This is a genomic window from Streptomyces sp. NPDC006997 (assembly GCF_040635175.1).
Classification (GTDB): Bacteria; Actinomycetota; Actinomycetes; order Streptomycetales; family Streptomycetaceae; genus Streptomyces.
Window position 1 is genome coordinate 36,922 of sequence record NZ_JBEYHH010000027.1, and the last position, 24,862, is coordinate 61,783.

The 24,862-nt window shown below is 74.3% G+C and carries 19 protein-coding genes; 12 read left to right on the forward strand and 7 right to left on the reverse strand.

The window, feature by feature from the left end; genetic code table 11:
* Nucleotides 1–122 precede the first annotated feature (122 nt).
* The 3 genes from ABZ659_RS25160 (at nucleotide 123) to rfbC (ending at nucleotide 4,064) form a co-directional block, all read left to right on the forward strand.
* Nucleotides 123–1,373 (forward strand): YncE family protein, encoded by a 1,251-nt coding sequence (locus tag ABZ659_RS25160; protein ID WP_360224104.1) that lies wholly within the window; start codon nucleotides 123–125, stop codon nucleotides 1,371–1,373.
* Nucleotides 1,374–1,518: 145 nt separating this feature from the next.
* Nucleotides 1,519–3,465 (forward strand): glycosyltransferase, encoded by a 1,947-nt coding sequence (locus tag ABZ659_RS25165; RefSeq protein WP_360224106.1) that lies wholly within the window; start codon nucleotides 1,519–1,521, stop codon nucleotides 3,463–3,465.
* A gap of 5 nt (nucleotides 3,466–3,470) precedes the next feature.
* Nucleotides 3,471–4,064 carry a dTDP-4-dehydrorhamnose 3,5-epimerase gene (gene rfbC / locus ABZ659_RS25170; RefSeq protein WP_360224108.1) on the forward strand — a complete coding sequence of 198 codons (594 nt, stop codon included), beginning with the start codon at nucleotides 3,471–3,473 and terminating at the stop codon, nucleotides 4,062–4,064.
* A 5-nt stretch (nucleotides 4,065–4,069) separates the two neighbouring features.
* Here the strand turns inward: rfbC and ABZ659_RS25175 are convergent, their stop codons facing one another.
* From ABZ659_RS25175 to ABZ659_RS25195, 5 genes are all read right to left on the reverse strand, one after another.
* Complete coding sequence (locus ABZ659_RS25175) at nucleotides 4,070–4,873, reverse strand: class I SAM-dependent methyltransferase (RefSeq protein WP_360224110.1); 804 nt, start codon at nucleotides 4,871–4,873, stop codon at nucleotides 4,070–4,072.
* Nucleotides 4,870–5,754 carry a dTDP-4-dehydrorhamnose reductase gene (gene rfbD / locus ABZ659_RS25180; protein WP_360224112.1) on the reverse strand — a complete coding sequence of 295 codons (885 nt, stop codon included), beginning with the start codon at nucleotides 5,752–5,754 and terminating at the stop codon, nucleotides 4,870–4,872. Before rfbD ends, ABZ659_RS25175 begins: the two co-directional genes overlap by 4 nt.
* A complete protein-coding gene (rfbB, locus tag ABZ659_RS25185) occupies nucleotides 5,751–6,719 on the reverse strand; it encodes a dTDP-glucose 4,6-dehydratase (RefSeq protein WP_360224114.1) in 969 nt (322 codons plus the stop codon). The genes rfbD and rfbB overlap by 4 nt, the downstream gene beginning before the upstream one ends.
* On the reverse strand, nucleotides 6,716–7,783 hold the full coding sequence (locus ABZ659_RS25190; RefSeq protein ID WP_360224116.1) for a glucose-1-phosphate thymidylyltransferase: 1,068 nt from the start codon (nucleotides 7,781–7,783) through the stop codon (nucleotides 6,716–6,718). The genes rfbB and ABZ659_RS25190 overlap by 4 nt, the downstream gene beginning before the upstream one ends.
* Before the next feature lie 148 nt (nucleotides 7,784–7,931).
* Complete coding sequence (locus ABZ659_RS25195; protein ID WP_360224118.1) at nucleotides 7,932–10,310, reverse strand: SpoIIE family protein phosphatase; 2,379 nt, start codon at nucleotides 10,308–10,310, stop codon at nucleotides 7,932–7,934.
* Nucleotides 10,311–10,577: 267 nt separating this feature from the next.
* On the opposite strand from ABZ659_RS25195, the gene ABZ659_RS25200 reads away from it, so the two are divergent.
* Complete coding sequence (locus tag ABZ659_RS25200; protein ID WP_360224120.1) at nucleotides 10,578–12,737, forward strand: SpoIIE family protein phosphatase; 2,160 nt, start codon at nucleotides 10,578–10,580, stop codon at nucleotides 12,735–12,737.
* Nucleotides 12,738–12,850: 113 nt separating this feature from the next.
* Here the strand turns inward: ABZ659_RS25200 and ABZ659_RS25205 are convergent, their stop codons facing one another.
* A complete protein-coding gene (locus tag ABZ659_RS25205) occupies nucleotides 12,851–14,062 on the reverse strand; it encodes a S1 family peptidase (RefSeq protein ID WP_360224122.1) in 1,212 nt (403 codons plus the stop codon).
* A gap of 614 nt (nucleotides 14,063–14,676) precedes the next feature.
* Here ABZ659_RS25205 and ABZ659_RS25210 point away from each other — a divergent pair.
* From ABZ659_RS25210 to ABZ659_RS25245, 8 genes are all read left to right on the forward strand, one after another.
* A complete protein-coding gene (locus tag ABZ659_RS25210) occupies nucleotides 14,677–14,892 on the forward strand; it encodes a type A2 lantipeptide (RefSeq protein WP_360224124.1) in 216 nt (71 codons plus the stop codon).
* Nucleotides 14,893–14,968: 76 nt separating this feature from the next.
* Nucleotides 14,969–15,775, forward strand: a complete 807-nt coding sequence (locus ABZ659_RS25215; RefSeq protein WP_360224126.1) for an HlyD family efflux transporter periplasmic adaptor subunit — start codon at nucleotides 14,969–14,971, stop codon at nucleotides 15,773–15,775.
* Nucleotides 15,772–17,997 carry an NHLP family bacteriocin export ABC transporter peptidase/permease/ATPase subunit gene (locus tag ABZ659_RS25220; RefSeq protein WP_360224128.1) on the forward strand — a complete coding sequence of 742 codons (2,226 nt, stop codon included), beginning with the start codon at nucleotides 15,772–15,774 and terminating at the stop codon, nucleotides 17,995–17,997. The genes ABZ659_RS25215 and ABZ659_RS25220 overlap by 4 nt, the downstream gene beginning before the upstream one ends.
* Before the next feature lies 1 nt (nucleotide 17,998).
* Complete coding sequence (locus ABZ659_RS25225; protein ID WP_360224130.1) at nucleotides 17,999–20,818, forward strand: NHLP bacteriocin export ABC transporter permease/ATPase subunit; 2,820 nt, start codon at nucleotides 17,999–18,001, stop codon at nucleotides 20,816–20,818.
* Nucleotides 20,819–20,896: 78 nt separating this feature from the next.
* Nucleotides 20,897–21,910, forward strand: a complete 1,014-nt coding sequence (locus tag ABZ659_RS25230) for a Ppx/GppA family phosphatase (RefSeq protein ID WP_360224132.1) — start codon at nucleotides 20,897–20,899, stop codon at nucleotides 21,908–21,910.
* 310 nt (nucleotides 21,911–22,220) lie between these two features.
* Complete coding sequence (locus ABZ659_RS25235; protein WP_360224134.1) at nucleotides 22,221–23,228, forward strand: iron-containing redox enzyme family protein; 1,008 nt, start codon at nucleotides 22,221–22,223, stop codon at nucleotides 23,226–23,228.
* Nucleotides 23,229–23,261: 33 nt separating this feature from the next.
* Nucleotides 23,262–23,951, forward strand: coding sequence for a HemK2/MTQ2 family protein methyltransferase (locus ABZ659_RS25240; RefSeq protein WP_360224226.1), 690 nt, complete (start codon nucleotides 23,262–23,264; stop codon nucleotides 23,949–23,951).
* The gene (locus ABZ659_RS25245; RefSeq protein WP_360224136.1) at nucleotides 23,932–24,138 is read left to right on the forward strand and encodes a CDGSH iron-sulfur domain-containing protein; all 207 of its coding nucleotides are present in this window, start codon (nucleotides 23,932–23,934) and stop codon (nucleotides 24,136–24,138) included. Before ABZ659_RS25240 ends, ABZ659_RS25245 begins: the two co-directional genes overlap by 20 nt.
* A gap of 141 nt (nucleotides 24,139–24,279) precedes the next feature.
* Here the strand turns inward: ABZ659_RS25245 and ABZ659_RS25250 are convergent, their stop codons facing one another.
* The gene (locus ABZ659_RS25250; RefSeq protein ID WP_360224138.1) at nucleotides 24,280–24,708 is read right to left on the reverse strand and encodes a subtilase-type protease inhibitor; all 429 of its coding nucleotides are present in this window, start codon (nucleotides 24,706–24,708) and stop codon (nucleotides 24,280–24,282) included.
* Nucleotides 24,709–24,862 lie beyond the last annotated feature (154 nt).

The following is a 24,862-nucleotide window of genomic DNA, read 5'->3' on the forward strand; positions in this document are numbered from 1 at the left end:
AGTTGATCCCCAATTTTGTCGTGTACGCGGTCTTGTGGTGAAGGCCAACCCTCCTTACTTTTCAGTAAGTTCACTCTGAACGTGCTCGTATTCAGATTTCCCCCTCCGAGGAGAGAGCACCCATGCCTGCCATCAGACCCAGGCACCTTTGCTCCGTGGCCGCCGCCCTCGCCCTGACCCTGGCCGCCCCCGCGAGCGCCGCCACCGCCGACCCCGGTCCCACCGCGCTGCGCGAGGTGCTGTTCGTCGGCAACAACTGGGACGGCACCGCCGACGTGCTGAAGTCCTCCGGCGACTTCGCGAGGATCGGCCGGATCAACGTCGTCCCCGACAAGGCCCAGCGGATGGCCGAGATCAACGCCGACCCGATCCGGTGGATCTACTTCATGGCGATCCGCAACAGCGTCGGCGAGGGCCACGACCAGTTCGTGGACGACATGTACGCCACCCCGGACGGCCGTTCGATGGTCGTCTCCCGGCCCAGCTTCGCCGACGTGGTCTCCCTCGACGTCGCCACCGGCGCCGTCAACTGGCGCTTCCCGGTCTCCGGTTACCGCGCCGACCACATGGCGGTCTCCCCCGACGGCACGCGGGTCGCCGTCTCCGCCTCCACCGCCAACACCGTGCACGTGCTGGACATCGACACCGGCGCGCAGGTCGGCAGGTTCGCCACCGGCGACAAGCCGCACGAGAACGTCTTCACCGGCGGCGGGGACTACATCTGGAACATGTCCATCGGCGAGGTGAACACCGACCTCGACGCGCCCTGGCTGGACTGGACGAAGGGCGACCGCAAGATCACCGTCGTGGACGCGCGGACGTTCCAGCAGGTCAAGGTGGTCGACATGCGGTCGCGGCTGGACGCGATCGGGCTGAAGGACCACTCCGACGCGGTACGGCCCGCGGCGTTCAGCCCCGACGAGTCCAAGCTGTACTTCCAGGTGTCGTTCTTCAACGGCTTCTTCGAGTACGACGTCGCCACCGACCGCATCACCCGGACCAAGACCCTGCCGAAGAACCCGGCGACCGACGACGACCGCACCACGTTCGTCAACGACTCACGCCACCACGGCATCTCGATGAAGCCGGACGGCAGCAAGCTGTGCGTCGCGGGCACGATGGACGACTACGCCACGGTCGTGGACCGCGCCACGCTCCAGGAGGGCCCGCTGGTGCCCGCCGCGAAGCCCTACTGGGCTACCGTCAGCGGCGACGGCAAGTCCTGTGTGATCTCCGAGAGCGGCGCCGACCAGGTCACCGCGATCGACTTCGCCACCGGCCGCAAGACCGTCTCGGTCCCCGTCGGCGACCACCCGCAGCGGGTCCGCCTCGCCCGGGTACCGGCCGACTGGACCGGCCCGTCGGCGGGCTGACCGACCGCGCGGCCCGCGTCGGCCACACCGCTCACGCGGGCCACGCGCCCTCCTGCCACGACCACTCCCCCGGCGGCGTTAGCATCGGGCCACGTCCACCATGCCCACAGGTGAACGGCAAGCGACCCAGGGGGCCCAGTAGCACATGCCGGTCAAAGTCAGTGTCGTCGTCCCGGTCTACAACCCGGGCCGCTACATCGAGGAGTGCGTCGCGTCGCTGCTGAGGCAGTCGCTGCCACCCGACACGTACGAGGTGATCTTCGTCGACGACGGCTCCACCGACGGGACCCCGGCCCGGCTCGACGCGCTCGCCGCCGAGCATCCCCGGGTCAGCGTCATCCACCAGGAGAACTCCGGCTGGTCGGGCAAGCCCCGCAACGTCGGCATCGCCGCCGCCCGCGGCGAGTACGTGATGTTCGTCGACAACGACGACCACCTCGGCGACGAGGCCCTGGAGCGGATGTACGACTACGGCGTGGCCCACGACGCGGACGTGGTGGTCGGCAAGATGGCGGGCCAGGGCCGCGGCGTGCCGGTGGAGCTGTTCCGCGTCAACCGGCCGCGCGCCACCGTGGCCGACGCCCCGCTGATCGACAGCCTCACCCCGCACAAGATGGTCCGCCGCGCCTTCCTCGACCGCACCGGCCTGCGCTTCCCCGAGGGCAGACGGCGCCTGGAGGACCACGTCTTCGTCACCGAGGCGTACCTGCGCGCCGGCAACGTGGCGGTCCTCAGCGACTACGTCTGCTACTACCACACCCGCCGCGACGACGGCTCCAACGCGGGCTTCCAACGGTTCGACCCGGCCGGGTACTTCGGCAACCTGCGCGAGGCCCTGGACGTCGTCGAGCGGTACACCGAGCCCGGCCCGCTGCGGGACCGGCTGCTGCGCCGCTGGCTGCGCAACGAGATGGTGGAGCGGCTGCGGGGCCGCCGTCTGCTGACGGCGCCCGACGACTTCCGCCGCGAGCTGTTCAAGGAGATCCACGCCGTCGTCGTCGAGCGCTTCGGGCCCGGCGTCGCGGCCGGGCTCCAGCCCGTCCAGCGGATCATCGCCGGGCTGGCCGCCGCCGGTCGCTACGACGACGTGGTGGCGTTCGCCGAGTGGGAGTCCGCGGTGGGGCTGACGGCCACCACGGAGGGCGTCGAGTGGCGGGACGGGGTCCTGGATGTCGAGCTGGCCGCCGAACTGACGCTGGACGGTACGCCGATGACCTTCCCGGCCGACGCCGCCGAGCCCCCGCCCGACGAGCCGCCGCGCGATGTCGCCGAGGCGGTGGAGTGGCTCGGCGCGGTGAACGCCGCCCGGTTCGAGCAGGCCACGCTCGACCTGGTGGTGCGCGAACGCGCCAGCTCCGCCCCGCACTTCCAGCCGACCCGGGTCATCCGGGAGACGGTCCCGGTCGACGACGGCTCCCGGGTCCGCCTGGTGCTGCGGGCGCGGGCCACCGTGGACCCGGGCGGGGCGGCGAGCGGACGGCCGCTGACCGCCGGGGCGTGGGACGCGGTCGCCCGGGTCAGGCTGGGCGGCTGGACCAAGGAGACCAGGACCGCCGTCGGGGCCGCCCTGGCGCTGCCGCACGCCGGGGTGGTCGCGGGGCACGTGGTCCTGCCGTACGCCACCAGCCCGCACGGCAACCTCTCGCTCGACGTGGACCAGGCACGGGGGCGGCTGCGGCTGGACCGGGCCGGGGTCAGCGAGGTCCGGGTCGCCGACGGGCGGCTGCGGGCGCGGCTGCCGCTGTACGTGCCCGAGGCCACCACGGTGCTGCTGCGGCTGACGGCGACCGGGAACCAGCCCGTCACCGCCCCCGGCACGCTCTCCCCCCTGGCCTCGGGACCGCGGGTGGTCCTGGACGCCGTACTGCCGACCGCGCAGCTCGCGGGCAGTGAGTCCTGGCGGGTCGGTCTCTGGCCGGACCCGCTCGCCGAGGAGGCGGAGTTCGTGGCGCTGCCGCTGACGCTGGACGCCGGGCCGGGCGGGGTACGGGGCTGGGTGGCGCGCGTGCGGCGGTCGCCGCGGGTACGGCGGCTGGTGCGCCGGGCACGGCGGGTGCTGGGCCGGTCGGCGGCGTGGACGAGGGGAAGGTGACGGGGATGCGCGCACTGGACATCGAGGGCGCCTGGGTGCTGGAGCCCAAGGTCTTCCCGGACGAGCGGGGCAGCTTCCACGAGTGGTACCGGGGCACGGAGTTCCGCGAGGCCACCGGCTACGACCTCACGCTCGCGCAGGCCAACTGCTCCGTCTCCCGGCGGGGCGTGGTGCGCGGCGTGCACTTCTCCGACGTGCCGCCGGGGCAGGCCAAGTACGTCACCTGCGTGCGCGGCGCCGTCCTGGACGTGGTGGTCGACCTGCGCGTCGGCTCACCGGACTTCGGGCGCTGGGAGGCCGTACGGCTGGACGACGGCACCCGGCACGCGGTGTTCCTCGCGGAGGGCCTCGGGCACGCCTTCATGGCCCTCACCGACGACGCGACGGTGGTGTACCTGTGCTCCACCGGGTACGCCCCGGAGCGTGAGCACGGGGTGCACCCGCTCGACCCGGACCTCGGCATCGACTGGCCCGCGGAGGTCACCCCGGTACTGTCGCCGAAGGACGCGGCGGCGCCGTCCCTGGCTCAGGCCCGGGAGACCGGGCTCCTGCCGTCGTACGACACCTGCCGCGCCCACTACCGGCAGCTGCGGTCCTGACTGGCTCAGGGGCTGGGGGCCAGGCGCTCCACCGCGGCGCGCAGCGGCTTCCAGCCCCGGGAGCGGCGCACGCCGCGGTTCCGGGCCCGGACGAGGGGGCGCCAGAACTCGGCGCCGAGCAGTTCCTCGGGGCGGACCGCGCGGACGCGTTCGAGGACGGACTCGGGCACCTTCTGCGGGTCGGGCACCTCGTACTCCGCGATGATCTCGTCATAGCGGTCCCGCAGCACGGTGTTGCCCGGGTCGGCGCCGAAGACCACCAACTGGCCGGTGGGCTGGGTGTCGACGAGGACGGTCGCCAGGTCGGGGCGGTAGCGGGCCAGGATCTCGATGACCTTGTAGACGTCGCCGGTCCAGGCCCCGGTGTGGCGGTCGCGGGCCGCCTCGTCCACGTTCCGCGGCAGCATGTCGTCGAGGACGATCACGCTCGACCAGTCGGAGTACCGCTCGACGTTCATGAAGTCGCGCAGCGCGTACTCGAACAGGTGCATCCCGTCGATGAACGACAGGTCCAGGGTGGTGCGCCGCCAGCGGCCCAGCGGGTGCCTGCCACGGGCGAGGTTGCGCACCGGGTGCCGACCGCCCCTGAGGTGGGCCAGCGGGTCGGCGCGGGCGAAGAAGTCGTCGCTGGTCGCCTTGGCCAGGTGGACGTCGCAGCGGATCTCCGACGTCACCTTGGGCGCCGGGTCGACCGCGATGCTCGGCACCCGCGACAGCGTCAGGCTGCGGCCGTCGTTGACGCCGATCTCCAGGTAGTTGCGGTTGGCCGTGGCCTTGTGCAGCTCCCGGAGGAACTCGTGACGTTTCACGTGGGGACTCCTTGGTGCTTCCTGCGGATCCGTGGCAGTGCCTCGTGCAGCGCGGCCCGCCAGTCGCGCGGCTCGGGCAGGCCCACCGCCGCCCAGCGGCCGTGGGCGAGAACGCTGTACGCGGGGCGGGGCGCGGGCCGCGGGTAGGCGGCGCTGGTGGTGGGGCGCACCCGGTCGGGGTCGGCGCCGAGGCCGCGGAAGACCTCGCGGGCCAGCTCGTACCAGGTGGCCTCGCCGGAGCCGGTGGCGTGGAAGACGCCGTCGGCGGCCGGGCCGGTCAACGGGCCGAGGTCGGCGAGGCGTTCGGCGACGTCGGCGCTCCAGGTGGGCTGGCCGCGCTGGTCGTCGACGACGTCGACGGTGTCGCGGCTCTCCTCCAGCGCCATCATCGTACGGACGAAGCTGCGGCCGTGGACGCCGTACAGCCAGGCCGTGCGCACCACCGCGGCGTGCTCGGGGAGTTCGCTGAGCACGGCCCGCTCACCGGCGAGCTTGGTGCGGCCGTAGGCGGTGCGCGGGGCGGGGGGATGGTCCTCCGGGTAGGGGGTGGCGCGGGTGTCGCCGTCGAAGACGTAGTCGGTGGAGACGTGCAGCAGCCGCGCCCCGCTCGCCGCGCAGGCGCGGGCCAGCAGCCGTGGGCCGTCGCCGTTGACCGCGAGGGCGCGGGCCTCGTCGGTCTCGGCGTCGTCGACGGCCGTGTACGCGGCGCAGTTGACGACGATGTCCGGCTGGTGCGCGGTGAAGACCCGCTCGACGGAGTCGGGGTCGGTGATGTCCAGGGCGGTCCGGGTCAGACCGGTCACGTCCGCGCCGCGCCGGGTCAGGGCGGCGACGGTGTCCCGGCCGAGCATCCCGCCCGCCCCGGTGACCAGCCACCTCATGCGCGCCCCCGCTTCAGCGGCTCCCACCAGGAGCGGTTGTCGCGGTACCAGGCGACGGTCTCGGCGAGGCCCGCGGTGAAGTCGTGGCGGGGCCGGTAGCCCAGTTCGGCGCGGGCCTTGGACCAGTCGACGGAGTAGCGCAGGTCGTGTCCCTTGCGGTCCGTGACGTACTCGACGCGGTCCCAGTCGGCGCCGCACGCCTCCAGCAGCAGGGCCGTGAGATCGCGGTTGGTCAGTTCGGTGCCGCCGCCGATGTGGTAGACCTCGCCGGGGCGGCCCTTGGCGCGCACCAGCTCGATGCCGTGCACGTGGTCCTCGACGTGCAGCCAGTCGCGGACGTTGAGCCCCTCGCCGTACAGCGGGACGGTCAGCCCGTCGAGGAGGTTGGTGATGAACAGCGGGATGACCTTCTCGGGGAACTGGCGCGGCCCGTAGTTGTTGGAGCAGCGGGTGACGCGGACGTCCAGGCCGTGGGTGCGGTGGTGGGCGAGGGCGAGCAGGTCGGAGGAGGCCTTGGAGGCGGAGTACGGGGAGTTGGGGCTCAGGGGGTGCGTCTCGGGCCAGGAGCCGGTGTCGATGGAGCCGTAGACCTCGTCGGTGGAGATGTGCACGAAGGGTCCGACGCCGTGCCGGTAGGCCGCGTCCAGCAGGGTCTGGGTGCCCAGGACGTTGGTGCGGACGAAGTCGGCGGCGGAGTCGATGGACCGGTCCACGTGGGACTCGGCGGCGAAGTGCACGACCTGGTCGGTGTCGGCCATGAGCTTGTCGACGAGGGCGGCGTCGCAGATGTCGCCGTGCACGAAGTCGAGCCGGGGGTGGTCGGCGGGCAGGTTGGCCCGGCAGCCCGCGTAGGTGAGCTTGTCGAGGACGGTGATCCGGGGCGCGCCCGGCCCGCCGCCGGCGAGCAGGGCGCGCACGTAGGCGGAGCCGATGAAGCCGGCGGCGCCGGTGACGAGGAGGTTCATGGGTGGATCTGCACCTTGCTGTGGTCTCCGAGGACGAGTCGGTGGGCGCTGGGCACGCTGGGCGCGGTGGTGACTTCGGCGTGTCTGCCGATGAGCGAGTTGTCGATGCGGCCGACGCCGTCGATGGTGGAGTCCCGCAGCACGATGGAGAACTCCAACTCGCTGTCCTTGATGCGGCAGTTCTCCGCGACGGAGGTGAACGGGCCCACGTAGGAGTCGCTGACGACGGTGCCCGCGCCGATGACGACGGGGCCGACGACACGGGAGTTGACCACCCGGGCGCCCGCCTCGACGACCACCCGGCCGATCGTCTCGGACGCCTCGTCCACCTCGCCGTCGATACGGCGCTCGACGGACTCCAGGACCGTGCGGTTGACCTCCAGCATGTCGCCGACGTTGCCGGTGTCCTTCCAGTACCCCTTGACGATCGTGCAGCGCACGTCGGCGCCGGTGTCGAGGAGGTGCTGGAGGGCGTGGGTGATCTCCAGTTCGCCGCGCCAGGACGGGGTGACGGCGCGCACCGCGTCGTGGACGGCGGGGGTGAAGAGGTAGACGCCGACGAGGGCGAGGTCGCTCTTGGGGTGCTCCGGCTTCTCCTCCAGGCCGATCACCTGGCCGGTGGGCCCGAGTTCGGCGACGCCGAAGGCGCGCGGGTCGGAGACGCGGGTGAGCAGGATCTGCGCGTCGGGGCGGGTGGCACGGAACTCGTCCACGAGGCCGGAGATGCCGCCGACGATGAAGTTGTCGCCGAGGTACATCACGAAGTCGTCGTCGCCGAGGAACTCCCGGGCGATCAGGACCGCGTGGGCGAGCCCCAGCGGGCGTTCCTGGGGGAGGTAGGTGACGTCCAGACCGAACGCGGAGCCGTCGCCGACCGCTTCCCTGATCTCCTCGGCGGTGTCCCCGACGACGATCCCGACGTCGGTGATGCCCGCCGCCGCGATCGACTCCAGTCCGTAGAACAGCACGGCCTTGTTGGCGACTGGCACGAGTTGCTTGGCCGACGTGTGCGTGATCGGCCTCAGTCGCGTTCCAGCTCCACCGGAGAGCACGAGAGCCTTCATCTGGTTCACCTTAGCGGCGAAGGCCCGGACGGACGTCGCTTTGCCGCCACCCTGCGGTTACGGTCTTTTGTCCGGCCGTTCGCCCGGTCGTCGGGTCGGGTCGGGTCCGGGCCCGCCTACCCGGGACCGGCCCCGCCAGTCCCCCGGCTCAGCGGTGCAACGCGATCTCGCTCCACACCTGTTTGCCGCCGCTGACCGGCATACTCCCCCACGCCGTCGACATGGCCTCGACCAGCAGCAGGCCCCGGCCGCCGGTGGCCTCCCAGCCGATGCTGGTCGGTTTGACGGGGGTGCGCGGGGAGGCGTCGGCGACGGAGATGCGCAGCCGGTCGCTGAGCAGGGTGAGGTCGAGGCGGACCTGGCCGCCGGTGTGCACCAGGGCGTTGGTGACCAGCTCCGAGACGACCAGCAGGGCGGCGTCCACGTGCTCGGCGGCGCCCCAGGAGCGCAGGGTGCGCCGGGTGAAGCGGCGGGCGTGCCGGACCGCCTCCGGGACCCGCCACACCGTCCAGCTCTCCCGGCGGGGGCGTACGGCCATGCCGTCGTAGCGCATCAGCAGCAGGGCGATGTCGTCGCTGCGCCGGGCGCCGTCGAGCAGCGCGTCGGCGACCAGTCCGAGGTGGGCGGGGTCGGCGGCGGCGAGCGCGGCGGCGAAGTGGGCCATGCCGGTGTCGAGGTCGGAGTGCGGGGACTCCACGAGGCCGTCGGTGGTCAGCGCGACCACGCTGCCGGGGGTGAGCCGCAGCGGGCTCATGGGGAAGTCGGCCTGCGCGACCACCCCGAGCGGCGGCCCGCCCTCGGCCTCCGCGATGTCGGTGTCGCCGTCCGGGTGGCGCAGCACCGGCGGCAGGTGCCCGGCGCGCACGCACCAGGCGGAGCCCTCCTCCATGTCGACGTCGACGTAGGCGCAGGTGGCGAAGAGGTCGGTCTCCATGTCGACCAGGAGCCGGTTGGCGTGGCTGACCACGACGTCCGGGGGGTGCCCCTCGGCGGCGTAGGCGCGCAGCGCGGTGCGCATCTGGCCCATCAGGGTGGCGGCGCCCGCGCTGTGCCCCTGGACGTCGCCGATGACGAGGGCCACGTGGTTGTCGGGCAGCGGGATGACGTCGTACCAGTCGCCGCCGACCTCCAGACCGGCGGTGGCGGGCAGGTAGCGGGCGACGGCCTCCGCGCCGGGGAGTCTGGGCAGGCGGCGCGGGAGCAGCTGGCGCTGGAGCATCCCGACGAGTTCGTGCTCGGCGTCGAAGGCGTGGGCGCGCAGCAGGGCCTGCCCGGCGAGTCCGGCGGCGGCGGTGAGCAGGGCGCGTTCGTCGGGGCCGAAGTCGTGCGGGCTGTCCCAGCCGATCAGGCAGGCGCCGACCATCCGGCCCCCGGCGGGCAGCGGCAGTACGGCGAGGCCGCCCGGGCCGACCCCGGCGAGCGCGGGTTCCAGGGCGGTGGTCCCGGCGGGCCAGATCTGCGTGCGGCCCTCGCTGAGCGCGGCGGCGAGGGTGGGCATGGTGCGGACCGGCGTGTCGGGCCACTCGCCGCGCCACTCCAGGCGCCACACCTCCGGCCAGGACTCGGGTTCGGGCGGGTCGAGGACGGTGACCACCAGCCGGTCGTGCTCCAGTTCGGCGAGGGCGATCCGGTCGGCCCGCAGCGGCTTGCGCAGCGCGGAGACGAGGGCCTGGCTGACGTCGCGGACGGTGCCCGCGGTGGCGAGCGCGGCGGCCAGCCGCTGGATGCGGGCGACGTCGGTGACGTCGGAGCGCAGCTGGGAGGCGTCGACGACGCTGCCGACGAGCCGGGCGGGGCGGCCCTCGCCGCCGGGCACCAGTCGGCCGCGCAGCCGCAGCCACTTGGGGGACCCGGCGGGCCGGAGGACCCGGAACTCCAGCTCCCGTTCGCCGATGGACATGTGGTCGGCCTCCACCACGGACATCAGCGACGGCAGGTCCTCGGGGACGGTGCGGCCGAGCAGGGTCTCCACGCGGCCGTCGAACTCGCCGGGGAGTAGTCCGAACAGCTCCAGCAGTCCGTCGCCGACCTGGACCCGCCCGCTGTCCATCGCCAGGCCGAAGGCGTACGGGGGCAGCTCGCCGCCCTCGGGGTGCCAGTCGGGGACCGGGCAGACGACGGCGTCGACGATCAGCTCCAGGCTGCCGCGCTCCTCGGGGCCGAAGCCCGCCGGGCGCTCGCTGACGGCGAGCAGGCAGCCGCCCTCGTCCTCGCGGTGCGCGGGCAGGGCGGCCAGGTGGAAGGCGGGGGACGGGGTGCGCCGGGAGTCGGCCCGGTCGGCCAGCTCGTCGGGGCCGAGCCACACCGCCTGTCCGGTGCGGTGGGCGTCGGCGGCCGGGGAGCGGCCGTCCACGGCGTAGGCGTCGCGCAGCCCGTACAGGGTGCGGGGCACCCCGGCGGACTCGACCAGGCACAGCGAGGCACCGTCCTCGCTCGGGGTGTAGACCGCGGCGAAGGACGCCCCGGCGAAGACGAGCGCCTGCTCCAGGACCCGGTGCCGCCGTTCGGGGGAGTCGGGTTCGGCCATGAGCGCCTTCAGGGCACCTTCGGTCCGCGGCGTTCCCGCCCTGCGTCCTGCGGCACCATGACTGACCACGTGGGTATTACAGCGCTTATGGGGCGCGGGCGCAGCCCCTGGGAGCGTTCCGTGGGGCGGCCGGGGCGGACGTCCGGTTCCGGCCAGGGGCCGGATCGGGTGTGGGGTGCCCGCCGGGAGGGCGGGGCGTTCGCCGTGCGCGACCGGCGTGGGAGAGAGAGATTTGATCCGGGGCCCGTCGCGTGGCACGGCGAGGAGGTGGTCGGCGTGTCCGAGGGGCAGGACACCGGCTGGCAGGCACCGGCCTCCCGGCTGCCGGTCGGCCTGCCGCTGCTGTCGCGGACACTGGCGGCCATGATGGACGACGTCCACGCGCACTCCGGCGCGGTCTACCTGCTCACCCCCGACGAGCCGGTACTCCAGATGGCGGTGATGGCGGGGCTGCCCCGGGCGTTCGCCGCCCCCTGGGAGCGGGTGGGCCTCGCGGCGCCGATCCCGGTCGCCGAGGCGGCCCGGGAGCGCACGCTGGTCTGGGTCGGCGACGAGGAGGAGATGGCGCGCCGCTTCCCCCGGGTGGCCGTGGTGCTGCCGTACCCGTTCGCGCTGGCCGCGGTGCCGGTGGCGACGGAGGACACGGTGTACGGGGCGGTCTTCATCACCTGGCCCAGCGGCCACCCCCCGGAGCTGTCGCGGCGGGAGCGGGACCAGCTGACGGCCGCCTGCCACCGGCTCGCCGTCCGGCTGGAGCGGGCCACCCGGGAGGGGCTGCCGGTGCGCCCGGAGCCCGACCTGCTGGCCGCCCCGCTGATCGACAGCGCCTCCGGCACGCTCGGGTCGGTCGAGGCGCCCCGGATGGTGGCCCGGCTGCCGTACGGGCTGTGTTCGCTGGACATGCAGGGGCGGATCACGTTCGCCAACCCGGCCGCGGCCGACCTGCTCGGCGTGGCCCTGGACCGGCTGGTCGGCACCCAGCTGTGGGCGTCGGTGCCCTGGCTCAACGACCCCGTGTACGAGGACCGGTACCGCGCGGCCCTCTTCAGCCAGCAGGTCACCTCGTTCGTGGCGCTGCGCCCGCCGGGCGACTGGCTGTCGTTCCGGATGTACCCGAGCCGGACCGGGCTGAGCGTGCGGATCAGCAGGGCACGGGCGGTGGCGGAGCTGGCGCGGGACGCGCCCCGGTCCGGCGACGGGCCGTCCCGGCTGGTGACCATGTCGCAGGTGCTGAGCCTGGCCGGGGCGCTGACCCAGGCGGCGGGCGTGCAGGACGTGGTGCAACTGGTCGCCGACGAGATCGCGCCCGCGGTGGGCAGCCAGGCGCAGGTGCTGCTGGGGACGGCGTCGGGGCGGCTGCGGGTGCTGGGGCACCGCGGCTATCCGGACCCGCACGTGGTGGAGCAGTTCGACGGGCTGCCGCTGGACTCGACGACCCCGGGCGCGCAGGCGCTGACCAGCGGGGTGCCCGCGTTCTTCGAGTCACGGGAGGAGCTGGAGCGGCTGTACCCGGCGCGGCCCGCCACCCCTGACGGGTTCGTCTCCTGGGCCTTCCTGCCGCTGATCGCCTCCGGGCGGCCGGTGGGCACCTGTGTGCTCGCCTACGCCGAGCCGCACTCCTTCCCGGCGGACGAGCGGGCGGTGCTGACGAGTCTGGGCGGGCTGATCGCGCTGGCCCTGGAGCGGGCGCTGCTCTACGACGCCAAGCACCAGCTCGCGCACGGGCTGCAGGACGCGCTGCTGCCGCACTCGCTGCCGCCGCTGCCCGGCATCGACGCCGCCGCCCGCTACCTGCCGGGCACCCGGGGCATGGACATCGGCGGCGACTTCTACGACCTGGTGCCCACCGGCGGACAGGCCGCGGCGGTGATCGGGGACGTGCAGGGCCACAACGTCACCGCGGCCGGGCTGATGGGGCAGCTCCGCACCGCCGTCCGCGCGTACACCGCCGTGGGGCAGTCCCCGCAGGAGGTGATGGCCAGCACCAACCGGATGCTGATCGACCTGGGCTCGGACCTGTTCGCCAGCTGTCTGTACCTGCGCCTCGACCCGGTGCGCGGGCGGGCCGTGATGGCGCGGGCGGGACATCTGCCGCCGCTGCTACGCCGCCCGGACGGCCGGGTCCGGGTCCTCGACCTGGCCGGGGGCCCGCTGCTCGGCATCGACGGCGACGCCGCCTACCCGACGACGGAGGTCGATCTCGCCCCCGGTTCCGTGCTCGTCCTCTACACCGACGGCCTCGTCGAGACGCCCGGCGTCGACATCGAGGACGGCCTCGCCGCCCTGGGCCGACGGCTCGCCGAGGCGGGTGACCTGCCCCTGGACGAGCTGGCGGACACGCTGGTCGGGCCGGAGGCGGCGGAGGAGGAACGGGACGACGACGTGGCGCTGCTGCTGTTGCGGGCGCGGGGGCGCAAGGACGCCTGACCGGCGCTCCCCCGCGCCCGCGACGCGGTCCGGCCCCTCCGCCGAAGGACCGGACCGCGGTGTCCGCCGCCGCTGGTGGGGGGCGGTCGGCGGACGTCTGCGGGGGTGTGGCGTCAGTTCTCCCGCGCGTGCCCCCTGCGGGCGCCGAGGCCCACCTCGTCGCCGTGGCCGGGCACCTGGCGGGCCGCGTCCTCGTCTGCTCCGGCTCCCTGGGCGTCGCCCAGGGTCGCGCCGACCGCTTCGAGGGCGGTGGTGACCGGTTGGAAGAAGGTCTCGCCGCCGGCCGTGCAGTCACCGCTGCCGCCGGAGGTCAGGCCGACCGCGCCGCCGTCCCGGGTGAACAGGGAGCCGCCGCTGTCGCCGGGCTCGGCGCAGACGTCGGTCTGGACGAGGCCGGTGACCGTACCCTCGGGGTAGTTGACGGTGGCGTCGAGGCCGGTGACCGTGCCGTCGAAGAGGCCGGTGGTGCTGCCCATCCGGAAGACCTGCTGGCCGACCGCCGCCTCGGCGGCCCGCACGATCGGGACGAGCTGTCCGCCGCCGACGTCGACCTCGCTGGGCGCCTCGGTGGCCGGGTCGTCGTACCGGACGAGCGCGAAGTCGCCCGCGCCGGGGAAGACGGCCTGGTCGACGGTGCCGATCGGCGCCCCGTTCTGCGCGTCGGACCACTGCGGCGCCGCGACCCCGCAGTGCCCTGCCGTGAGGAAGGCGGGGGCGCCGTCGGAGGCGGTGACGTTGAAGCCGAGGGAGCAGCGCGCGCCGCCGCCGAAGATGGCGTCGCCGCCGGAGGCGAAGATCCGGAAGGTACCGGCGGACTTCTTGAGGGTGGCCATGCCGGAGCCGAGGGTGTCGACCGTCGACTCCAGCCGGTTCCAGTCGTCGCCGGTGACGGTGGAGTCGGCGGTGACGAGGACCTTGTTGGTGCGGGGGTCGACCGCCCAGGCGGTGCCGGGGATGGTGGCCTCGCTCTTCAGGGTCGACGCGGCGGACTCCAGTTCGCCCATGCTGTTGTCGACCCGGCGCACCTCCGCGCCGGCCCTCTCGGCCCGGGCGACGGCGCGGTCGTCGTCGCCGGCCACGTTGACGACGAGCCGCTGGCTGCCGGAGTCGACGTACAAGCCCGCGAAGGCGTCGCCGAGCGCTCCGGCGAGCCGGGCGGCGAGTCCGGAGGCGTCAGCCGCCTTGAGGGTCTTCGGCGCGGCGCGGTCCGTCGTGCCGTCCTGGGAGGCGTTGGCGTGCGGCAGCAGGAGGGCCGCCGCGCCGAGCGCCGCCGCGCCGCCCACCGCTATCGCGGCCTTGCGCTTCGGCATTCGCTGGTGACTCAACCTTCTCGACCTCCTGGGGGACGGGGTCTGCGGGGCCGCCGGTCGGCGACTGTCGGGGGCGCCTGGACGGCCATGGGTACGGACGGGGCGCGCGGGGCGTTCAATTCCGTTTCCGCGCGCCGGGGCTGACGGCGCGTCGCGGCCCGGTCGGCACCCGAGGTAGTCGGCCCACGACGGTCCGTCGCGAACGCGGGGCGGAATCCCGGCTTCAGGGAATCTGCACACCGATTGCCCATCGGGGGCACCGAGCCCGTGGGATCTGCACAACCGCGCCCCGCCGGGCACGTCTTCGGGCCGGGAGTGCCGGAATCGGCCGCGGGTCGGCAAGGGGGCGGCTGCGACGATCCCGCGCGGGCTGTGAAGAAGTCGCTGGCAAGCGGTGCCCGGCTCTGCACGGTTGGCCGCTACCGCGGGTCAAGTGCGCAGGTGGGAGGGGGTGATGGATTGGAAGGGCGCGGCGGCGGCGTGTTTTGATCCATCGCACCGCGGGGCCCGCCACGGCACCCGCCGGGGCGCCCGGCGCCGCGGTGGCGGCCCGCCCGCCCGTCCCCGGAAGGGGTCCCGGAAGGGGCCGCTCCCCCTTGTGAGACATCCATAGGAAGGGAAGTTCCATCATGAACTCCACCCCCCAGGTTGAGACCGCCGAGATCGCCGACGCCGACCTCGACAACGTCTCCGGCGGCCTCCAGGTCAACGCCGTGGGCACCGTCACCGGTCTGGTGGAAGGCATCGCCCCGGTCTCCGGCCTGGTGAACACCGCCGTCGGCACCGTCGAGGGCGCCACCGGCCTGAGCACCGCGCCGGTCACCAACCTGGTCGCCGGTCTCTGATCGCACCCGGGTGCGTCCCCGTGGTCCCGGAGCCGTCGCCCGGTTCCGGGACCACGGGGCGCCCAGAGGACATCCCGTGCAGTTCCGCCAACAGGCCCTCGCCAAGCTCCAGTCGCCGGAGGAGCTGGACCTCCCGGTACGGCTCGCCCGCCCACGGGGCTGGCTCGCGCTGTCCGTGACGGTCCTCGCCCTGGCCGCCGCGTCCGTGTGGGCGGTGACCGGCACCGTCTCCGCCACGGTGCGCGCGCCCGCCATCCTCACCCACGGACAGGGCAGTTACGTCCTCCAGAGCCCGGTCGCCGGGCAGGTCACCGCGGTCCTCGCGAAGGAGGGCGCGCGGCTGCCCGCCGACTCCCCCGTGCTGAAGGTCCGCACGGCCGACGGGGAGACCGTGGTGCGCGCCCCCGCCGCGGGCCGTCTCACCGCGCTCGCCGCGACCATCGGCCGGATCGTCGCCACCGGCGCCGACCTGGCCGCCGTGGAGAAGACGGCAGGGACGGACGACCCGCTGTACGCGACCGTGTACGTCCCCGCCCAGCAGGCCGCCGCCATCCCCGCCGACGCCGCCGTGGACCTGACCGTCCAGACCGTGCCCGCCGACCGGTACGGCGTGCTGCGCGGCCGGGTGACATCGGTGGACCCCACGCCCCGGTCCGCCCAGCGGATCGCCGCGTTCCTCGGGGACGCCCGGTTGGGCGAGCAGTTCACCGAGGACGGCCGTCCGGTCGCCGTCACCGTCCGCCTGGACACCTCCGGCAGCACCGACAGCGGCTACCGGTGGTCCTCGGCGGACGGCCCGCCGCACCCCCTCACCTCCATGACGCTCGCCACCGGCGCGATCCGGCTGGCCGACCAGCGTCCCGTCGACTGGCTGCTGCCATGACCCCTGCCCACGCCACCCGTGGCCGACGCCGCGCCGCCCCGCCGAGCCGCCCGGTGCCCAGGGCCCGCGCACGGACCGTACGCACCCCGACCGTCCTGCAGATGGAGGCCGTGGAGTGCGGCGCCGCCGCGCTCGCGATGGTCCTCGGCCACTACGGCCGCCATGTCCCGCTGGAGGAACTGCGCATCGCCTGCGGCGTCTCCCGCGACGGCTCACGTGCCAGCAACCTGCTGAAGGCGGCCCGCTCCTACGGCCTGACCGCCAAGGGGATGCAGATGGACCTGGCGGCGCTCGCCGAGGTCCCGGCGCCCGCGATCCTGTTCTGGGAGTTCAACCACTACGTCGTCTACGACGGCATGGGACGCCGCTTCGGACGCCGCGGGGTGTTCGTCAACGACCCCGGCAGGGGCCGCCGCTTCCTCCCGCTGGAGGAGTTCGACGGCAGCTTCACCGGGGTCGTCCTCACCATGGAGCCCGGCGACGCCTTCACCGGCGGCGGGCGCCGCCCCGGCGTCTGGGGCGCGATGCCCGCCCGGCTGCGCGGCACCGCCGGGACGCTGCCCGCCGCCGTTCTCGCCAGTCTGCTGCTGGTGCTGGTCGGGGCCGCCGTGCCCGCGCTCAGCCGGACCTACATCGACACGTTCCTGATCGGCGGTCAGACCTCCCTGCTCGGCACGCTGTTCGCGGCCATGGGCGCCTGCGTGCTGCTGACGGTGCTGCTGACCTGGCTCCAGCAGGCCAACCTGCACCACGGCCGGATCATCTCCTCCACCCTCTCCAGCGCCCGGTTCCTGCGCCACCTGCTGCGGCTGCCGGTCACCTTCCACGCCCAGCGCAGCCCGGCCGACCTGGTGCAGCGGCTCCAGTCCAACGACGTGGTGGCCGAGACACTGGCCCGCGACCTCGCGGCGGCGGGCGTGGACGCGGTCGTGGTGGTGCTGTACGCCCTGCTGCTCTACACCTACGACCCGCAGCTGACGTTCGTCGGGATCGGCGTGGCCCTGCTGAACCTCGTCGCCATGCGGGTCGTCGTACGGCTGCGCGCGACGCGTACGGCGAAGCTGCGGGCCGACAGCGCGCGGCTCACCAACACCGCCTACACCGGGCTCCAGCTGATCGAGACGATGAAGGCGACCGGCGGGGAGGACGGGTACTTCCGCAGGTGGGCGGGGCAGCACGCCACCACTCTTGAGGAACAGCAGCGGCTCGGGGTGCCCACGGCGTGGCTGGGGGTGGTCGCGCCGACGCTGGCGACGGTGAACAGCGCGCTGATCCTGTGGATCGGCGGGCTGCGGGCGATCGAGGGGCATCTCTCGGTGGGTCTGCTGGTCGCCTTCCAGGCGCTGGTGACCCGCTTCACCGCGCCGCTGACCCGGCTGAACGGCGTCGCGGGCCGCATCCAGGACTTCGCGGCGGACATGGCCCGGCTGAAGGACGTGGAGAACTTCCGCGCCGACCCGCTGTACGAGCGCGCGGGCGACCGGCCCGACGCCACCCGCCGACTGGACGGGCACGTGGAGCTGGAGAACGTCTCCTTCGGCTACAGCCCGCTGGACAAGCCGCTGCTGACCGGGTTCGACCTGACCGTGGGCCCGGGGCAGCAGGTGGCGCTGGTCGGCGGCTCCGGCAGCGGCAAGTCCACGGTGTCGCGGCTGATCTCCGGCCTGTACGCGCCGTGGGAGGGCGTGATCCGGGTCGACGGGCGGCGCCTTGAGGACATCCCGCGCGGGGCGCTCGCGGCGTCGGTCTCCTTCGTCGACCAAGAGGTGTTCCTCTTCGAGGGCAGCGTCCGCGACAACGTGGCGCTGTGGGACCCGTCGATCCCGGACGAGGCGGTGGTGGAGGCGCTGCGCGACGCGGCGCTGTACGACGTGGTGGCGCGGCGGCCGGGCGGCATCCACAGCCCGGTGGAGCAGGACGGCCGGAACTTCTCCGGCGGGCAGCGGCAGCGGCTGGAGATCGCCCGCGCGCTGGTGCGCCGCCCCAGCATCCTCGTCCTCGACGAGGTGACCAGCGCGCTCGACGCGGAGACGGAGCAGGTGGTGATGGACAACCTGCGGCGGCGCGGCTGCGCCTGTGTGGTGATCGCGCACCGGCTGAGCACCGTACGCGACAGTGACGAGATCGTCGTCCTCCAGCACGGCACGGTCGTGGAGCGCGGGCGGCACGACGAACTGGTGGCGCGCGGTGGGGCGTACGCGGCGCTGGTCCGGGAGCGGTGAGATGACGTCCGTGGCCGAAGGCGACCTCGTGCTCGGCGCCCTGGGGCCGCTGGGTACGGCGGTGGACTGCGCCGGGTCCACCCGGCTCGACCTCGAAGGGCCGCAGGTGCTGTGGCTGGTCACGGCCGGGGCGCTCGACCTGTTCGCGGTGGACGCCGCGCGGCGGGGGCACTGGCACCACCTCGGCCGTCTGGAGGCGGGCACGCTGCTGCTGGGCCCGGTCTCCGGCGCCCGGCACACGCTGGTGGCCCGGCCGCTGCGGGAGTGCGTGCTGCGCCGGATCGGGCTGCGCGAGCTGTACCAGCCCGCGGCCACCGAGACCTGGTCCTACGACGAGTGGGGCAACCCGCGGTACGTGCCGCCGACCACCAGCCCGCTGGAGTACGCCCTCGCCCTCGGCGTCGGCCGCGGTCTGTCGGTGCTCTTCCAGGCGCCGCTGGCCAGCGCGGGCGCGGCGGAGGTCGTCACCGACGACGACGTGTTCTGGATGCGGGTGCCGCCCGGGAGCGTGCGGTACGGGGCGCCGTACGGCGCGGAGGCGGCGGCCGACCTGCTGGTGGACCCGGCGGTGTGGCAGTCCATGGTCGGCCAGCAGTACCGGCTGCTGACCACACTGGACCGCTGGATCGAGGAGCTGGAGCGCACCCACGAGACCCGTACGGCGGCCGGGATCCGCGCCGGTGAGGCGGTGCGGGACCAGGCGGACCGCACGCTGCTGGCCGCGATCGGCAGGCCGTCGGCGCGGCGTGCCACGGCCGCCGACGCGGACGCCACCTACGCGGCGTGCCGTCTGGTCGCCCGCGCCCACGGGATCGCCCTCGCCGATCCGGGCCACGGCGACGCCGGGAACGACCGGCTCGACCCGGTGGAGCGGATCGCTCTGGCGTCCCGGGTACGCACCCGTGCGGTCCGGCTCTCCGGGCGCTGGTGGCGGGAGAACGTCGGCCCGCTGGTCGGCCACCGGGCGCTGTCCGGGGCGCCGGTGGCGCTGCTGTGGCGGCGCGGCGGCTATGTCGCCGTCCATCCGGCGACCGGCCGGGAGACACCGGTGGAGAAGGCCAACGCGGCGGAGTTCGAGCCGCGCGCGGTGATGTTCTACCGGCCGCTGCCCGACCGCCCGCTGGGCCCGCTGGGCCTGCTGCGCTTCACGCTGCGCGGCACCGGCGGCGATCTGACGGCGCTGCTCCTGAGCAGTCTGGTGACGGTGGCGGTCGGCGCGCTGGTGCCGGTCGCCACCGGCCGGGTGCTCGGTGCGTACGTGCCGACGGCGCGGGCCGGGCTGATCGGGCTGGTCTGTCTGGCGGTGCTGGTGAGCAGTGTGGTCGCGGCGGCGTTCCTGCTGCTGCAGAACCTGACGGTCCTGCGCCTGGAGGGCCGGGTCGAGTCCGCGCTCCAGCCCGCGGTGTGGGACCGGCTGCTGCGGCTGCCGACCCGGTTCTTCACCGGTCGCTCCACCGGCGAGCTGGCCAGCGCGGCGATGGGGATCAGCGCGATCCGCCGGATGCTCGCGGGCGTCGGCCCCACCCTCGCCCAGTCCGTCACGGTCGGCGCGGTGAACCTGGGGCTGCTGCTGTGGTTCAGCGTGCCGATGGCGCTCGCGGCGCTCGGGATGCTCGCCGTCGTCGCGGCGGTGTTCCTGGGGCTCGGGGTGTGGCAGGTGCGCTGGCAGCGGCGGCTCGTGGTGCTCACCAACAAGCTGAACAACCAGGCCTTCCAGACCCTGCGCGGACTGCCCAAGCTGCGCGTCGCGGCGGCCGAGAACTACGCCTACGCGGCCTGGGCGGAGCAGTTCGCGCGCAGCCGGGTGCTCCAGCAGCGGGTGGGCCGGATCAGGAACCTCACCACGGTGCTCGGCGCGGTCTACCTGCCGCTGTGCTCGCTGCTGATGTTCGTGCTACTCGCGGGCCCGGCGCGGGGCAGCATGTCGGCGGCGGACTTCCTGGCCTTCCACACGTCGGTGACCATGCTGCTCACCGCCGTCACCCAGGTGACCGGCGCCTTCGTCTCCGTGGTGGCGGCGCTGCCGCTGTACGAACAGATCAAGCCAGTGCTTCGGGCGGCGCCCGAGGTGCGTGCCGGGAGCACCCGGCCGGGTCCGCTGACCGGCGCGCTGGAGGCGCGGCGGCTGTCGTTCCGCTACTCCGACGACGGCCCGCTGGTCCTGGACGACGTCTCCCTCACGGTGCGGCCCGGGGAGTTCGTGGCGGTCGTCGGCCCGAGCGGCTGCGGCAAGTCGACGCTGCTGCGCCTGCTGATCGGCTTCGACCGCCCGGCCTCCGGCAGCGTCCTGTACGGCGGTCAGGACCTGGCCGCGCTCGACCAGTCCGCGGTGCGACGGCAGTGCGGGGTGGTCCTCCAGCACGCCCAGCCGTTCACCGGCTCGATCATGGACGTGATCAGCGGCACCGAGCCGCACTCGCCGGAGGAGGTGATGGCGGCGGCCGAACTGGCGGGGCTGGCCGAGGACATCAGGCGGATGCCGATGGGGCTGCACACCCTCGTCTCCGGCAGCGGTTCGGTCTCCGGGGGCCAGCGGCAGCGGCTGATGCTCGCGCAGGCGCTGATCCGCCGTCCGCGGATCCTGTTCCTCGACGAGGCGACCAGCGCCCTGGACAACGACACCCAGCGCACGGTCATCGAGAGCACCAAGGCCCTCAACGCCACCCGGATCGTCATCGCGCACCGCCTGTCGACGGTCCTGGACGCCGACCGCGTCCTGGTGATGGAGGACGGCCGGATCGTCCAGGAGGGCCCGCCCGCCCAGTTGCTGGCCGACACCGGTGGACGGCTGCGCGAACTGGTCCGCCGTCAGCTCGCGTGAGGCGGCCGACCGCCCGGTTCCCGCCGTTACCGTGCCGGACACCTTTGACACCCGGTGTGAGCGGGTACGCGCGGGCCCATGCGAATCAGTGTGGTGGATGTGGGATCGAACACGGTACGGCTGGTAGTGGCGGACGCCGAGGGCGGGGTGCCGTTGCCGGTGCACACCGCGAAATGGCGGCTGAGACTCTCCGAACAGGTCAGACCCGGCGGCCGGGTGCCCGAGGAGGCCGTGGAGCGGCTGGTCGGCGCGGTCGCCGACGCGGCGCGGACCGCGGCCCGCTGGCACGCGGCCGGTCCGCTCGCCTTCGCGACCGCCGTGGTGCGGGCCGCCCCGAACCGCGACGAGGTGCTGCGCACGGTCCGCGAACGCACCGGCGTGGAGCTGTGCACGCTGCCGGGCGAGGTGGAGGCGGAGCTGACGTTCCTCGGGGCGCGGCGCTGGATGGGCTGGCGGTCCGGGCCGCTGGCCCTGATGGACATCGGCGGCGGCTCCCTCGAAGTGGCCTTCGGGCGGGGCCGGATGCCCGACTTCGCGGCGTCGCTGCCGCTGGGCGCGGCGCGGCTGACCCACGAGTTCTTCGCGGGGCAGGACCCGCCGTCGCCGGAGATGGTCCGCGGGCTGCGCCGCAGGGTGCGGCACCAACTGCGGGACGTGGCGGCGCGGATCCGCTGGGAGGGGCCGCGCACGGCGGTGGTGACCTCCCGTACGTTCCAGCAGCTGGGCAGGTTGTGCGGGGCGGCGCCGGGGCGTCACGGGCCGTTCGTGGAGCGGCAGCTCAACCGCTGTGACCTGCGCCGGGCGATCACCCGGCTGGCCGAGCTGCCCGCCGCCGAGCGGGCCCGGCTGCCCGGCATCTCCGCCCCGCGCGCCGCGCAGAGCCTGGCCGGCGCGGTGGTGGCGCACACGGCGATGAAGCTGACCGGGCTGCGCACGGTCACCGTCTGCCCCTGGGCGATCCGCGAGGGGATCCTGCTGCGGCACATAGAGGACGGCCCGTCCTGGTGGGCGGAGGTGTCCCGCTCCCCCGAGGAGACCGGCGGGGAGCCCGCGGAGCCGGTCCCGCTGCGGATCGCGACGACGAGCACCTGAGACCCCGAGACGGCGGGAGACGTGAGATGTCGGAGGCGGAGGACAAGGGCGCCACGGGCACGGAGCGCGCGGACCACGCGGAGACGGCCCGCGAGGAGGTGCTGCGCGAGATGGAGAAGATCGAGCGCCGCACCCGGGACACCTAGGAGCAGCGCAGGCGCCGGGGTGAGGCCGGGGACGCCACCACCCCCCATGTGGAGGCGCGGAAGGAGTCCCGGGGCGAGTGAGGCACCCGGTGGGGGCGCCGCCCGGCTGACGGGCGGCGCCCCCGCGGACGCACGGTCCGGTGCGGCGGGGGTACCCGGCCCGCATGACACACGTCGAACCACTCCTGCCGCCCGCCCGGGGCCCGCTCTCGGCAGCCGTCCTGGACCGGCTGACGGAGACGGGACCGCCCCCGCACCCCGCGCGGGTCGCGGACGCGACGGCGTACGGCGACGACCTCCAGCTCGCCCTGTACCTCTGCTACGAGCTGCACTACCGCGGCTTCGCGGGGGTGCGCCCGGAGTGCGAGTGGGACCCGGAGCTGCTGCGCTCCCGGGCCGCGCTGGAGCACCGCTTCCTGTCCGCGCTGCGCGCCGACACCCGCGTCCACGACGGGGTCACCGACGCCCTCGCGGACCTGCTGGTCGAGCCCGTCGACGGGACGGGCGTCACGCACTTCCTGCGGGACGAGGGCGAGCTGTGGCAGCTGCGCGAGTACGCCATGCAGCGCTCCCTGTACCACCTCAAGGAGGCGGACCCGCACGCGTGGGTGCTGCCCAGGCTGTGGGGGCGCGCGAAGGCGGCGATGGCGGCGGTGGAGTTCGACGAGTACGGCGGCGGCCGTCCCGACCGGGTGCACGCGCGGCTCTTCGCCGACCTGATGACGGACCTCGGCCTGGACACGTCGTACGGCCGCTATCTCCCGGCGGCGTCCGCGGAGGTGCTGGCCTCGGTGAACCTGATGTCCCTGTTCGGGCTGCACCGGTCGCTGCGCGGCGCCCTCGTGGGGCACTTCGCGGCGGTGGAGGTCACCTCGTCGCCGGGTTCGCGGCGGCTGGCGGAGGCGATGCGCCGCACCGGGGCGGGACCGGCCGCCGAGCACTTCTACGACGAGCACGTGGAGGCCGACGCCGTCCACGAGCAGGTGGTGCGGTACGACGTCATCGGGGGCCTGCTGGAGGAGGAGCCGCGTCTGGCGTCCGACGTGGCCTTCGGCATCGACGCGACCGGGCACGTCGAGGACCGTCTCGCGGCCCGGCTGCTGACCGACTGGCACGCGGGCCGGTCCTCCCTGCACACTCCCGAAAAGCACCTTGCGCCCCATATGTCGTGAACAGTGGGGTACCTGGGGTGCGTGACTTCCTCAGTGACACCGGCACCGCCGGACGACACGACACCCCCGCTGGCCTCGGCGGCCCCGCCGGGCGTCTACGCCCCGCAGGAGGACACCGCCCTGCTGGCGGACGCCCTGGCCGCGCAGCCGCTGCCGCCGGGCGCGGACGTCCTGGACGTCGGTACGGGGACGGGCGCGCTGGCGCTGCGGGCCGCGCGGCGCGGAGCGCGGGTGACGGCGGTGGACGTGTCCTGGCGGGCGGTACGGGCCGCGCGGCGCAACGCCCGGCGGGCCGGGCTGCCGGTGCGGGTCCGGCAGGGTGACCTGTTCGCGCCCGTGCACGGGGAGTCGTTCGACCTGATCGTGACCAACCCGCCGTACGTGCCGGGCCCCGAGGGCAGTCGTGGGCCGAGGGGCGCGGCGACGTCGTGGCACGGGGGCCGGGACGGGCGGGCGGTACTGGACCGGATCTGCCGGGAGGCGCCCGCCCTGCTCTCCCCCGGCGGCACCCTGCTGCTGGTGCACTCCGCCCTCAGCGACCCCGGCCGGACCGTCGGGCAGCTGCGCGCGGCCGGGCTCGGGGCCGCGGTCACGCACCGGCGCCGCATCGCCTTCGGGCCGGTGCTGCGCGCGCGGGCGGACTGGCTGCGGGAGCGGGGGCTGCTGGCCGCGACCGAGGACCGGGAGGAGTTGGTGATCGTCCGTGCCGAAGCGCCCTGCTGAGCCGTCCCGCGACACCCGCCGCGTCAGGCTGGAGCGGCGCGGCCCGCTGCTGGTGGAGGGCCCGGTCGAAGTGGAGCTGGAGGACGGCACCACCGTCTCCTCCGACCGCTTCCGGGTGGCCCTGTGCACCTGCCGCCGCAGCCGCCGCTACCCGTGGTGCGACACCAGCCACCGCGACCGCCGGTAGCCCTCACGCGCGGTGCCGGGGACCGGGGGCGGCCCCACTCCGCCCACCGGTCCCCGGTGCGGGACCGCGAGGTGCCCCGTGAAGGACCCGCACTCCCCAGTTACGGGTCCGCTGCACTCACGGGGACCGTACGGCCCCGGTCTAGAACGCGAAGAACGCTCCGTGGGAGTTCCTCACGCACTCGTTGCCGAAGGCGCGCTCGTAGGAGACGCGCCGGCCCTGCCAGACCCCGTCGACGGTGACGACCACGGGGCGGTACTCGCGCGTACACAGCACGTCGCCGACCGCCTGGAGGGCGTCCGGGTCACCGCCCGCCCCGAGCAGTTCCGCGCAGGCCGCGAGCGGCGCCGGGTGCGTGCCGACGGGCCGCGTCGCGCAGTCCAGCGTGACGGCGCGCTCGGGGGCCGCCAGGGCCGCCGTCTCACCGTGGCCCACGGTGAGCACCAGGGCCGAGGGGGCGTAGAGCGCGGACGGGGTGGCTTCGGTGGCCTGCGACGCCCCGGTCAGGGGTCCGCAGACGGCGGTGGCCGTGAGGCCGAGGGTCGCCACCCAGCGCGCGGGGTTCCGCATCGTGTGCATCCTTCCGCTCGGTTTCAGAAGTGCCGGGAAGGCGTCCTGGTGGGTGCCGGACCGGCGAGCGCGAGTCTGCCGAGTCCGCCGCCGAAACTCACATCGACCCCACCGGTTTCAGTAACCTTGCGTGTTGAATCAGTGGCGGGAAGTC

Excerpts from the sequence above, each read along its gene's own strand:
- rfbD (WP_360224112.1), bottom strand. The coding sequence starts at position 5,754 with ATGAGGTGGCTGGTCACCGGGGCGGGCGGGATGCTCGGCCGGGACACC.
- ABZ659_RS25195 (WP_360224118.1), bottom strand. The coding sequence starts at position 10,310 with ATGGCCGAACCCGACTCCCCCGAACGGCGGCACCGGGTCCTGGAGCAG.
- ABZ659_RS25210 (WP_360224124.1), top strand. The coding sequence starts at position 14,677 with ATGAACTCCACCCCCCAGGTTGAGACCGCCGAGATCGCCGACGCCGAC.
- ABZ659_RS25230 (WP_360224132.1), top strand. The coding sequence starts at position 20,897 with ATGCGAATCAGTGTGGTGGATGTGGGATCGAACACGGTACGGCTGGTA.
- ABZ659_RS25190 (WP_360224116.1), bottom strand. The coding sequence starts at position 7,783 with ATGAAGGCTCTCGTGCTCTCCGGTGGAGCTGGAACGCGACTGAGGCCG.
- rfbB (WP_360224114.1), bottom strand. The coding sequence starts at position 6,719 with ATGAACCTCCTCGTCACCGGCGCCGCCGGCTTCATCGGCTCCGCCTAC.
- ABZ659_RS25250 (WP_360224138.1), bottom strand. The coding sequence starts at position 24,708 with ATGCGGAACCCCGCGCGCTGGGTGGCGACCCTCGGCCTCACGGCCACC.
- ABZ659_RS25160 (WP_360224104.1), top strand. The coding sequence starts at position 123 with ATGCCTGCCATCAGACCCAGGCACCTTTGCTCCGTGGCCGCCGCCCTC.
- ABZ659_RS25220 (WP_360224128.1), top strand. The coding sequence starts at position 15,772 with ATGACCCCTGCCCACGCCACCCGTGGCCGACGCCGCGCCGCCCCGCCG.
- ABZ659_RS25225 (WP_360224130.1), top strand. The coding sequence starts at position 17,999 with ATGACGTCCGTGGCCGAAGGCGACCTCGTGCTCGGCGCCCTGGGGCCG.
- rfbC (WP_360224108.1), top strand. The coding sequence starts at position 3,471 with ATGCGCGCACTGGACATCGAGGGCGCCTGGGTGCTGGAGCCCAAGGTC.
- ABZ659_RS25165 (WP_360224106.1), top strand. The coding sequence starts at position 1,519 with ATGCCGGTCAAAGTCAGTGTCGTCGTCCCGGTCTACAACCCGGGCCGC.
- ABZ659_RS25235 (WP_360224134.1), top strand. The coding sequence starts at position 22,221 with ATGACACACGTCGAACCACTCCTGCCGCCCGCCCGGGGCCCGCTCTCG.